5 protein-coding genes and 1 tRNA gene are annotated in these 12,255 nt (G+C 70.7%); 1 reads left to right on the forward strand and 5 read right to left on the reverse strand.

What is annotated here, in order from left to right; translation table 11 throughout:
• The 3 genes from AAHZ94_RS16935 to AAHZ94_RS16945 all read right to left on the reverse strand — a co-directional run.
• On the reverse strand, window positions 1-1,170 hold a 1,170-nt coding region (locus AAHZ94_RS16935; protein WP_349993736.1), incomplete at its 3' end, for a DNA translocase FtsK 4TM domain-containing protein.
• A gap of 539 nt (window positions 1,171-1,709) precedes the next feature.
• Entirely contained in the window at window positions 1,710-2,387 is a 678-nt protein-coding gene (locus AAHZ94_RS16940) for a response regulator (RefSeq protein WP_349993737.1), read from the reverse strand.
• 285 nt (window positions 2,388-2,672) lie between these two features.
• Complete coding sequence (locus AAHZ94_RS16945; RefSeq protein ID WP_349993738.1) at window positions 2,673-8,237, reverse strand: HAMP domain-containing protein; 5,565 nt, start codon at window positions 8,235-8,237, stop codon at window positions 2,673-2,675.
• A 250-nt stretch (window positions 8,238-8,487) separates the two neighbouring features.
• Between AAHZ94_RS16945 and AAHZ94_RS16950 the strand changes: the two genes are divergently transcribed.
• A complete protein-coding gene (locus tag AAHZ94_RS16950) occupies window positions 8,488-11,124 on the forward strand; it encodes a SpoIIE family protein phosphatase (protein WP_349993740.1) in 2,637 nt (878 codons plus the stop codon).
• 114 nt (window positions 11,125-11,238) lie between these two features.
• Here AAHZ94_RS16950 and AAHZ94_RS16955 read toward each other — a convergent pair.
• A tRNA-Thr gene (locus tag AAHZ94_RS16955) sits at window positions 11,239-11,314 on the reverse strand.
• A gap of 92 nt (window positions 11,315-11,406) precedes the next feature.
• Window positions 11,407-12,105 carry a DegT/DnrJ/EryC1/StrS family aminotransferase gene (locus tag AAHZ94_RS16960; RefSeq protein WP_349993739.1) on the reverse strand — a complete coding sequence of 233 codons (699 nt, stop codon included), beginning with the start codon at window positions 12,103-12,105 and terminating at the stop codon, window positions 11,407-11,409.
• Window positions 12,106-12,255 lie beyond the last annotated feature (150 nt).

Here is a 12,255-nt window from a genome sequence, read left to right on the forward strand (position 1 = left end):
GGGGGCGGGGGGGTTTCGCGTCGTCTCCCCCGTCCGCCCCGGGCCCCGGGGGGGGGGGGCCCCCCGGGGGGCGGGGCGGCCCCGGGGGGGGGGGGGGGGGCCCCCCCCCGCCACGTCGACCGCGTCCATCGGCCGGCTCTGCGGCAGTTCCACGGCGCCGGTGTCCGCGACGGGCGCGGCCTTGCGGGGCCTGCGCCGCTTGCTGAGCGCGGCCTCTTCGGCCTGCTCGGGGTCGATGCCGGCCGTGTCCTCGTCGCCGGCCCCGGCCCTGCGCCGCGAGCGCTTGGCGGGTACCTGCCGCCACTCCTCCGCGTACCCGTCCTCGTCGTCGTACGCGTCGCCGGCTTCCTCCGCCATGCGCTCGCCGTCGTCGATGAGGCCGAGCCTGACCAGCAGTTGACGGGCCCGTTGCGGGATGCGGTTGACCGGTGTCGCGGTCACCACGAGCAGGCCGAAAATGGTCAGCAGCACCAGCAGGGCGACGGCCAGCGGTTCACGCACGGTGGTGATCAGCGGTTGGGACGCTCCCCAGCCGATCAGCCCGCCGGCGTCCTGCATCGCCTCGGTGCCCTCTTCGCGGCTCGGCGCCCCGCAGGCGATGTGGACCTGCCCCAACACGCCGAGCACCAGGGCGGAGAGGCCGATCACGATGCGGCCGTTGGCCTCCGGCTTCTCCGGGTGGCGGAACAGCCGCATGGCCATGATGGCGAACAGGATCGGCACCACCAGGTCGAGCCGGCCGAACGTCGCGGTCACCAGCATCTCGACCAGGTCGCCGACCGGGCCGTCCAGATTGGACCAGGTGCCCCCGGCGACCACCAGCGCGACCCCGAACAGCAGCAGGGCCATCCCGTCCTTGCGGTGCGCCGGGTCCAGGCCCCGCGCGCCGCGACCGATCCCGCGGAACATCGCCCCCACCCCGCGCGCCAGCCCCCGCCACACCGCGCGCACCGCACGGAGCAGACCACCGGTGGGGGACGGTGCGGGTTTGGCCGCGGCCTTCTTCGCCGGCGCCTTCTTCGCGGGTGCAGCCGACTTCTTGGCGGGCGCCTTCTTGGCAGCCGCCTTCTTCGCAGGTTTCGCAGCAGCCTTTTTGGCGGCTCCTCCGGCGGACTGCTTCGAGGTGCCCGCCGCGCTCGGGGAACCCTTGCCGGACGTACGAGAAGCCATGCGCCGAGGTTACCCGGGTCGGCCGTATGGGGCACGCACGCCCAGGGCTTTCTCCTGGGCCACCTGCTGCCGCCCGGGCGGTGGGGACACCACGGACAGGAGGGGTACGAGCGATGCGCAGGTGCGCGGCACGAGGGGCGCGGCGCGCTCCGGGAGCCGGCCGGGGCGAGAGGGACGCAAGCGGCGGGGCGCGGCGGCGGGCACGAGAGCCCGGCGAGGCAAGAACACACCAGCCCCGGCGGGGCACGAAGCGAGCGAGACACGAAGCAACGTCAGCACCCGGGCACCGCACCCGGCCTGAGGAACAGCCAGCAACCGTACCCCCGGGGGCCGCACCGGCGACGGATGCGCGGCAGGCGGCCGGAGCGCAACACGGGGGCAAAGCGCGATACGGGACGGACGGCCAAAAGAGGGGCGGGAAACGGAGGGCCGAGGAGGCGGAAAAGAGAACGGCCGCCTCGCACACCGGTCGGTGGCTGGCGGCGTCCCGGGGCGCGCCGGGCGGGGTGGGTGTCGGCGGCGCCCCCGTACGTGGCGGGTCAGTTCGGCGACGGCAGCGGGCTCGCGCTGCTCCCCGTCCCCGGCTCCAACGCGTCCAGCGCCCTGCGCAGCCCGGTGAGCTTGCGCTCCAGGTGGGCGGCGGTGGCCACGGCTGCGGCGTCTGACGACTCGTCGAGCTGCTTGGACAGCGCCTCGGCCTGCTCCTCCACGGCTGCCAGGCGCGCGGACAGCTCGGCGAGCAGCCCCGCGGGCTCCTTGGCCTCCGCGACCGGCTGCTGACCGCCGTCCAGTTGGAGCCGCAGCAGCGCGGCCTGCTCCCGCAGTTGGCAGTTCTTCGTATACAGCTCGACGAAGACCGACACCTTGGCGCGCAGCACCCACGGGTCGAAGGGCTTGGAGATGTAGTCCACAGCACCCGCCGCGTACCCACGGAAGGTGTGGTGCGGGCCGTGGTTGATCGCGGTGAGGAAGATGATCGGGATGTCCCGGGTCCGCTCCCTGCGCTTGATGTGCGCGGCCGTCTCGAAGCCGTCCATGCCGGGCATCTGCACGTCCAACAGGATGACCGCGAAGTCGTCCGTCAACAGCGCCTTGAGCGCTTCCTCCCCTGACGATGCCCGCACCAGCGTCTGGTCCAGCGCGGAGAGAATGGCCTCCAACGCCAGCAGATTCTCCGGCCGGTCATCGACCAGGAGGATCTTGGCCTTCTGCACCATGCCTCGTCCTCCTCGCCCCGGCATGGGGTCCCCCCAGCTCGAAGTGGTGAGGGATGCACCGGGCGCCGCCCCGGGGGACGACTCCCTTACGCCGCCCGCCCTTGTGCCGGTCATGGTAGCCGCACCCCGCTGTTCGCCACACCCTGTCACCGCGATGTCACTGTGCACGTAACAGAAAACGCAGTGGAGGACGAGAAGGTTCCCCGAATGCCACGTTCCCACACGCTTGTGGCCACGGTCCGTCAACAAATCCGCCGGGCGGCGCCCCCCGCCCGGTACGCTCCGTCACCCTTCGCGCATCCAGTGCCGCATCACGGTCAGCAGATGATCGGTGTCCACCGGCTTCGTGACGTAGTCGGACGCCCCGGCCTCGATGCTCTTCTCCCGGTCGCCCTTCATCGCCTTGGCGGTCAACGCCACGATGGGCAGGCCGGCGAACTGCGGCATCCGGCGGATCGCCGCCGTCGTCGCGTAGCCGTCCATCTCGGGCATCATGATGTCCATCAGCACCAGCACCACGTCGTCGTGCTGCTCCAGGACCTCGATCCCCTCGCGCCCGTTCTCGGCGTACAGCACCTGGAGCCCGTGCCGCTCCAACACGCTGGTCAGGGCGAACACATTGCGGATGTCGTCATCGACGATGAGCACCTTCTCGCCGTCGAACCCGCCCGCGCCGTTCGGCTCGGCCACCAGGTCCTGGCCGGCGAGCAGCCACGGCTCCGGTGGCTGGCCGCCCGCGGCCCGCCTGGCCGAGCGGCGGTCCCTGGGCGCCGGCGCCGCGCTCCGCTTGCCCCCGCCCCGGGCGCCGGCCCCACTTGGCGCACTCGCTCCCGACTGCGGCGCACGCGCGGTCGATGGCGCCCTCAGCTCGATCGCGGCCTCCGGCTCCGCGCCCGCCGCTGCCGGCGCCGCACCCGTCTCGTCCGCCCCGGCCTCCGCCGACCGGACCGCCGCCGCAGCAGCCTCGATGGCCGGCGTGCCGGCGCCACCGGCCGACAGCTCCGGGTAGCCGGGCGCGGACAGGTCATCGGGCCTGAGCGGGAGGTAGAGGGTGAAGGTGGAGCCGCGGCCCGGCTGGCTGTCGGCGTGGATCTCACCACCGAGCAGCCGGGCGATCTCCCGGCTGATGGACAGTCCGAGCCCGGTGCCCCCGTACTTGCGGCTGGTCGTGCCGTCCGCCTGCTTGAACGCCTCGAAGATCACCCGCATCTTGCTGGCGGCGATGCCGATGCCGGTGTCGGTGACCGAGAACGCGATGATCTTGGAGCCCATGTCGCGCAACCCGCCGTGTTCGAGGAGCTGCTCCCTGATGGCGTCGGGCACATCCGCCTCGGCCGGCCTGATGACCAGCTCCACCGCGCCCACGTCGGTGAACTTCACCGCGTTGGACAGCAGGTTGCGCAGCACCTGGAGCAGCCGCTGGTCATCGGTGTGCAGCGTGGCCGGCAGCTCCGGCGAGACCCGTACGGAGAAGTCGAGTCCCTTCTCCGCGGTGAGCGGCCGGAAGGTGGCCTCCACATAGTCCACGAGCTGGACCACCGCGATCCGGGTCAGGCTCACGTCCATCTTGCCCGCCTCGACCTTGGACAGGTCCAGGATGTCGTTGATGAGCTGGAGCAGGTCGGAGCCGGCCCCGTGGATGGTCTCGGCGAACTCCACCTGCTTGGGCGAAAGGTTCCCGTCCGCGTTGTCGGCCAGCAACTTGGCGAGGATGAGCAGCGAGTTGAGCGGGGTGCGCAGCTCGTGCGACATGTTGGCCAGGAACTCCGACTTGTAGCGCATCGACACCGCGAGTTGCTCAGCGCGCTCTTCGAGCCCCTGTCGGGCGTCCTCGATCTCGGTGTTCTTGACCTCGATGTCGCGGTTCTGCCGGGCGAGCCGGTCCGACTTCTCCTCCAGCTCCGCGTTGGACGCCTGAAGCGCCTTCTGCCGGTTCTCCAACTCGGCCGACCGCTCGCGCAGTTGCTCGGTGAGCTCCTGCGACTGCTTGAGCAGCACCTCGGTCTTGATGTTGACGCTGATGGTGTTGACGCTGGTGCCGATCATCTCGGCGATCTGGTTGAGGAAGTCCTTCTGGATCTGCGTGAAGCACTGGAAGGACGCCAGCTCGATCACGCCGAGCACCTGCCCCTCGAAGAGCACCGGCAACACGATGACCTGCGCCGGCGGCGCCTCACCGAGCCCGGAGCCGATCTTGAGGTATCCGGCCGGCACGTTCTCGACCAGGATGGTGCGCTTCTCCTCGGCGGCCGTGCCGATCAGACCGTCACCGGGCTCGAAGGTGGTGGGCATGTCGTGCTTGGAGTATCCGTACCCGCCGATCATGCGCAGCTCGTACGCGCCGGCGCCGGACCCGTCCCCGGTGTCCTGGCCGGTGTCGATGGCGTCCCCGATGGGCGTGGCCAGGAAGAACGCGCCGTGCTGGGCGGCGACCACCGGCGTCAGCTCGCTCATGATGAGCCGCGCCACGTCCTCCAGGTCCCGGCGGCCCTGCATCAACCCCGAGATGCGCGCCAGATTGCCCTTGAGCCAGTCCTGCTCCTTGTTGGCCAGGGTCGTCTCGCGCAGGTTGGCGATCATCGTGTTGATGTTGTCCTGGAGCTCCAGGATCTCGCCCGCCGCATCCGCCTTGATCTTGAGGTTGAGGTCGCCGCGGGTCACCGCGGTGGCGACCTCGGCGATGGCGCGCACCTGCCGGGTGAGGTTGCCGGCCATCTCGTTCACCGACTCGGTCAGGTCCTGCCAGGTGCCGGCCACGTCCCGGACCCGCGCCTGGCCACCGAGCTGCCCCTCGGTGCCCACCTCCCGCGCCACCCGGGTGACCTGCTCGGCGAACGAGGAGAGCTGGTCCACCATCGTGTTGATGGTCGTCTTCAGCGCGAGGATCTCGCCCCGCGCATCGATGTCGATCTTCTTGGTGAGGTCGCCCTTGGCGATGGCGGTCGTCACCATCGCGATGTTGCGGACCTGGCCGGTCAGGTTGGAGGCCATGCCGTTCACCGAGTCGGTGAGGTCCTTCCACGTCCCCGCCACGCCCGGCACCCGCGCCTGGCCGCCCAGGATGCCGTCGGTGCCCACCTCGCGCGCCACGCGCGTCACCTCGTCGGCGAACGAGGACAACGTCGTGACCATGGTGTTCACCGTGTCGGCGAGCTGGGCGACCTCGCCGCGCGCCTCGACGGTGACCTTCTTGGTCAGATCGCCGTTGGCGACCGCGGACGACACGTCGGAGATGTTGCGCACCTGGATGGTCAGGTTGTTGGCCATCAGATTGACGTTGTCGCTCAGGTCCTTCCAGATGCCGGTCACCCCCGGCACCCGGGCCTGACCGCCGAGCTGCCCCTCCGTACCCACCTCACGGGCGACCCGGGTGACCTGCTCGGCGAAGGACGACAACTGGTCGACCATCGTGTTGACCGTGGTGACCAGCGCGAGGATCTCGCCCTTGGCGTCCACCGTGACCTTCTTGGACAGGTCACCCTTGGCGACCGCGGTGGTGACCTCGGCGATGTTACGGACCTGCGAGGTCAGGTTGTTCGCCATGAAGTTCACCGACTGGGTGAGGTCCTTCCAGGTGCCCGAGACGCCCTGCACCTCGGCCTGGCCACCGAGCATGCCCTCGGTGCCCACCTCACGCGCCACCCGCGTCACCTCGTCCGCGAACGAGGAGAGCTGGTCCACCATCGTGTTGAGGGTGTTCTTCAGCTCCAGGATCTCGCCCCGCGCGTCCACGTCGATCTTCTGCGACAGGTCACCGCGCGCCACCGCCGTCGCGACCTGCGCGATGTTACGAACCTGGGCGGTCAGGTTCCCCGCCATCCCGTTCACCGAGTCGGTCAGGTCACGCCAGACCCCCGCCACGCCCGGCACCTGCGCCTGGCCGCCCAGCCGGCCGTCCGTACCCACCTCGCGGGCCACCCGCGTCACCTGCTCGGCGAAGGCCGAGAGCTGGTCGACCATCGTGTTGATGGTGTTCTTCAGCTCCAGGATCTCCCCGCGCGCATCCACGTCGATCTTCTGCGACAGGTCACCGCGCGCCACCGCCGTCGTCACCTGCGCGATCTGCCGCACCTGCGACGTCAGGTTCCCGGCCATGAAGTTGACGGAGTCCGTCAACTCCTTCCAGGTGCCGCTCACGCCGTCCACCTGGGCCTGACCGCCGAGCCGCCCCTCGGTGCCCACGTCCCGCGCCATCCGCGTGACCTGGTCAGCGAAGGAGGAGAGCTGGTCCACCATCGTGTTCACGGTGTTCTTGAGCTGGAGCATCTCACCGGACACGTCGACGGTGACCTTCTGCGACAGGTCACCGTTGGCCACCGCCGTCGTCACCTGCGCGATGTTGCGCACCTGGCCGGTGAGGTTACGGAAGGCGGTGTTGACCGAGTCGGTCAGGTCCTTCCAGGTACCGGCGGCACCCGGTACCTGCGCCTGCCCACCGAGCTCACCCTCGACGCCGACCTCCCGGGCCACCCGCGTCACCTCGGCACCGAACGAGGAGAGCTGGTCCACCATGGTGTTGACGGTGTTCTTCAGCTCCAACATCTCGCCGTAGACATCGACGGTGACCTTCTGCCCCAGATCACCGTTGGCCACCGCCGTCGTCACCTGCGCGATGTCCCGCACCTGCGTGGTGACGTTGCGGAACGCGGTGTTCACCGAATCCGTCAGGTCCTTCCAGGTACCGGCGGCACCCGGCACCTGCGCCTGCCCACCCAGCAGCCCCTCGGCCCCCACCTCACTGGCCACCCGGGTGACCTCGTCCGCGAAGGTGCGCAGCGTCTCGGTCATGGTGTTGATGGTGTCCGCGAGCTGCGCGATCTCACCGCGCGCACTGACCGTGACCTTCTGCGACAGGTCACCGTTGGCGACCGCCGTCGTCACCTGGGCGATGCCGCGCACCTGCGCGGTCAGATTGCCGGCCATCAGGTTGACCGAGTCCGTGAGGTCCTTCCACACCCCGGCCACGCCCGGCACCTTCGCCTGACCGCCGAGCTCGCCCTCGGTGCCCACCTCCCGGGCCACCCGCGTCACCTCGGACGCGAACGAGGAGAGCTGGTCGACCATCGTGTTGACGGTGTTCTTCAGCTCCAGCATCTCGCCGGCCACGTGCACCGTGACCTTGCGCGACAGGTCACCCTTGGCCACCGCGGTCGTCACCAGCGCGATGTCCCGCACCTGCGCCGTCAGCCGGGACGCCATCGTGTTGACCGAGTCGGTGAGGTCCTTCCACGACCCCGACATGCCCCGCACCTTGGCCTGGCCGCCGAGCTTGCCCTCCGTACCGACCTCGCTCGCCACGCGCGTCACCTCGTCGGTGAACGCCGAGAGCTGGTCCACCAGACCATTGACGGTACGCCCGACCTTCAGGAACTCCCCGCGCAACGGATGCGCCGCCCCGTCCGCACCGCGCGAGCGCAGGTCCATCCGCTGCTCAAGATCGCCCTCGGCAACGGCCGAAAGCACCCGCCCGACCTCGGACACCGGCCGTACGAGATCGTCGACGAGCGCGTTGGACGCGTCGATCGCCGCGGCCCAGGACCCCTCACAGGCGCCGGTCTCCAACCGCTCCGTGAGTTTCCCCTCACGCCCGACGACCCGCCGCACCCGCGCCAGCTCCCCGGTGAGCTGCACATTGCGGTCGGCGACCTCGTTGAAGACGGCGGCGACCTCCGCCATGACGCCCTCGCCCGAGACCGTCAGGCGTTTCCGGAAATTGCCGTCCCGCATGGCAGTCAGCGCCGTCAGCAGCCGGTTCAAGGCCGCCGTATCCACCTCGGTCGTCCCGTTCGTACGGGTACGTCCGCTCTTTGCGCGCGTGCTCGTGCCCCGCGCGGCTGCGCCAGACTCCACCGTATGCCTCCCGCAGGGTCGACCGTGCTCGTCGGGCTCTCTTTTGAGCCTTCCCAGTGTTTCACCATGGCCCAACCAGGCCATAACAGTTCGGCAGCATCGCACACCACCGAGGACGCGCTCGGGGTGGATTCACAGCGGACTGGCATCCGCGCGCTCGGCGAAGGTAAGTAACCTGGCATTCGGCTAGGCATCGGAGGGGCGCTGCGACATGGGTGAGCAGATCGCCGAGACACGCATGAGGAGACCTGTGATCACCGCGCGGGCAGCCGCCACCTTCGACCCGGTCGGCCGCTCCGTCGCCGCCGCCCGCGCCTTCGTCCGCGACACGCTGCAAGGCTGGGGCTTCACCGACGTCGTCGACGACGCAGTGGTCCTGACCAGCGAACTCGTCACCAACGCGGTGGTGCACGCGGGAACCGCGGCCGACGTCGCCTGTCTGCGCACCGAGGGCGGCGTGCGCGTGGAGGTCGCCGACCGCTACCCCGAGCGCGAGGTCCCGCTGCAAAGCGCCGGAGTGCACTTCGGCAGCCCGGACCGCGAAGGCGGCCGAGGACTGCTGCTGTGCGCCGCCCTGGCCTCCCGCTGGGGCGTGGAGTACACCGCCACGTACAAGCAGGTCTGGTTCCAGCTCGACCTCCCCGACCGCCCCGCCGGCACCCGCTCGGCCGGCCCCGCGCTCCCCGCCGAGGCGCTGCCGGTCACCGACGCGCGGGTGCGGGTCGCGGTCATCCAGATCGACGGCCCCGGCGCCATCAGCTCCTGGAACGAGGACGCGCAGGAGCTCTTCGGCTTCGGCCCCGAGCAGGTCACCGGCAAGCCCCTCACCGACTTCGCGGCCTGGCCGCACACCCCGGGCACCAGCACCGGCATCGCCGAGGCCCTCCAGCTCTCCCGCTGGGAGGGCTCGTACGGCATCCGCGGCGCCGACGGTCGCGTCATCCCGGTCTACGCCTCCCACCTGCGGGTGCGGGACGCGGACGGCGATCCCTCCACCGTCTGCCTGCTCGTCCGCGACCACGAGCGCGCCGTGCTCCAGACCCCCTCGCGCAACTCATCGGCCGACAGCACATCGGCCGTCGAACGCGGCTCGGCCAACGACGCCTTCGAGGTCTTCATCGGCTCACCGGCCCCCGACGACCTCGACGGGCTGCTCCAGCGCACCGTCGAGCGGGCCCGGGACATGCTCGACGGCGACAGCGCCTACCTCCTGCTGGCCACCGACGACGAGACCGAACTCGAAGTCCGCGCCTCCACCGGCCTGCCCTCCTCCCGGCAGCGCTTCGCCCGGGTCCCTGTCGAGGCCGGCTCGGGGCGGTACGGGTCGGCCCGGATGCCCGCCGTCCACGAGGACCTCAGCGCCGTGCCGGGCGCCGTGCCGCTGCTCAGCAACACCGGCATGCGCTCGGTCGTCACGGTCCCGCTCAAGGTCGAGGGCCGGCTGACGGGTTCGCTCGGCGTCGCCGCCGAAACCCCCGGCCGGTACAGCAACGAGGAGGCCCTGCGGCTCCAGTTCGCCGCCGACCGCATCGCCCTGGCCGTCGAGTCCGCCCGGCTGACCGAACTGGAACGGCTGCGCCGCGGCTCCCTCTCCTTCCTCGTCGAGGCGTCCGACCTGCTCGCCGGCACCCTGGACCGGGACCAGACGCTGGCCCTGATGGCCCAGATGACGGTGCCGACACTGGCCAGTTGGTGCGCCGTGTACACCATCGCCGACCCGGCGTCCGAGCCCGAGTTGTCGTACGTGCTGCACGAGGACGAGGACCGCATCGACGGACTCAAGGCCCTGCTGGCGAAGGTCGAGCCGCCCGAGCCGGTCACCACGCCCGGCGCCCGGGTGTGGACCGCGCCGTCGGCCGCCGCCCACGCCGCCGCGCTCCGCACCTCGCTGCGCAGCCTGGGCCTCGGCGACTCCGTACGACCGGCGACCGGCCCCGGCACCTCGCTGGCGACCGCGTCCGCCGTGGGCGGCGAGACGGTCGTGCTGCCGCTGCTCGCCCGCAACCGGGTGATCGGCATGCTGACCCTCGGCAAGCCCACCGACGAGCACTTCCGCCAGGAGATTCTCGAACTCGCCGAGGACCTCTCCCGCCGCGCCGCCCTCGCCCTGGACAACGCCCGCCTGTACTCCGAGCGCACCGCCATCAGCCAGTCCCTCCAGCGCAGCCTGCTGCCGCCGGAGCTGCCCGAGGTGCCGGGCGTGGAGGTGGAGGTCATCTACCGGGCGGCGGGCGAGGGCAACGAGGTCGGCGGCGACTTCTACGACCTCTTCCCGATCCGCGACGGCGCGTACGGCTTCGCGATCGGCGACGTGTGCGGTACGGGCCCGGAGGCCGCCGCCGTGACCGGCCTGGCCCGCCACGCGCTGCGGCTGCTGGCCCGCGAGGGCTTCGGCGGCCCGGCCGTCCTGGAGCGGCTGAACGCGGCCATCCTCGACGAGGGCGCCCGCAGTCGCTTCCTGACCCTGCTGTACGGCGAGTTGTGGCCGCAGGACGACGGCGGCGCGGTGCTGAAGATCGTGTGCGCCGGCCATCCGCTGCCGCTCCGACTGCGCCAGAGCGGCGAAGTGGAGGCCGCGGCCGAACCACAGCCGCTGCTCGGCGTCATGGACGACCTGGAGTTGTACGAGCAGACGGTGGCCCTGGACCCGGGCGACGTCCTGCTGTGCGTCACCGACGGCGTGACGGAGCGTCGGGAGGGCACCCGCATGCTCGGCGACGACGGCCTGATCGACGTACTGACCACGTGTACGGGCCTGACGGCGGGCGCGGTCGCCGCCCGGGTGCTGCGCGCGGTGGAACGCTTCGCCGCGGAGCCCGCGTCGGACGACATGGCCATCTTGGCGATGCGCGTCCCCCAGCCCCAACTCGCCGGCCACGCCGGCTAGCCGAGCAGTGCGGCTGGCTGATCGGCCAGCCGCAGACAGCCCCCCGAAAGCCGCGCAGAGAAATCATTTACGGGCATGCGAAAGGCCCCCACCCTGAGGGTGAGGGCCTTTCTTTGGAGCCCCAATACGGAATCGAACCGTAGACCTTCTCCTTACCATGGAGACGCTCTGCCGACTGAGCTATTGGGGCGCAGCGACGAGAAAAATCTTACCCGAACTCGCGACCGCTTCTGACCACTCCGCTGCCTGAACTGGTGCCAGAACCGATGCGATTCGGTCGCCTCATCCAGCAGGTTGCAGAAGGCCGCCGAGCGCATTGCACGCGGACACGACGCGCTGCAACTCCCGCCGTGTCATGTCGGCGGCCAGCGGCAGCGCCAACGATTCGTCACAGGCCCGCTCGGTCTCAGCGAGCCGGAGCTCGCGCCGGAACGCGGCACTGCGGTGCACGGGGGTGAGCAGGGGCGCCTGGCAGTCCACTCCGCGGGCCCGCAGCGCCCGGGCGAACGCGTCCCGGTCCGGCCGCCCGTTGCCCGGCACCCGCACCACGTACTTCTGGTAGCCGTGCTCGGCCGCCCGCTGGGCACGGGGCGTGCGGACGCCCTTGAGCCGGGCGGTGAGGTACTGCGCGTGTGCGCGCCGGCGCGCGATGGCCGCGGTCGGTTCTGCCTCCAGGCCGTGTCCGAGTACCGGTACGCGGTGCCGGCGGCTGACATCGCCGAGCGCGGCCAGGTCCGCGGGGTGCCCAAAGGTATGGACCGCCACCACAGCGGCGGTCCGATCGGTCACCGCGGTCTCCACCGAGGCCGCGGACAGACAGAAGGTGACGGGATCTATGTCGGCGAACACCGGCTCAGCCCCCACCGACAGCACCACGTGCGCCGTCTCGCACACGTCGTACGAGGGCACGATCACTTCATCACCGGACCGTACGCCCGCCCGCGCCAGCTCACATCGCAGCTCATCCGCTGGTGTCACCATACGAGCGATAGTGCCCAGAGAACGTGAACGCCGAGTGACCTACAGCACAACGCAGAAGAGGCTTGTGAGGACCGATGGTCCTCACAAGGCTCTTTTTCTAAAAGGAGTTCGGCGGCGTCCTACTCTCCCACAGGGTCCCCCCTGCAGTAC

Source organism: Streptomyces sp. HSW2009, assembly GCF_040240285.1.
Lineage (GTDB): Bacteria > Actinomycetota > Actinomycetes > Streptomycetales > Streptomycetaceae > Streptomyces.

Bases quoted from the DNA above. Each gene is read 5' to 3' on its own strand.
- AAHZ94_RS16960 (WP_349993739.1), bottom strand. From the start codon at position 12,105: ATGGTGACACCAGCGGATGAGCTGCGATGTGAGCTGGCGCGGGCGGGC.
- AAHZ94_RS16940 (WP_349993737.1), bottom strand. From the start codon at position 2,387: ATGGTGCAGAAGGCCAAGATCCTCCTGGTCGATGACCGGCCGGAGAAT.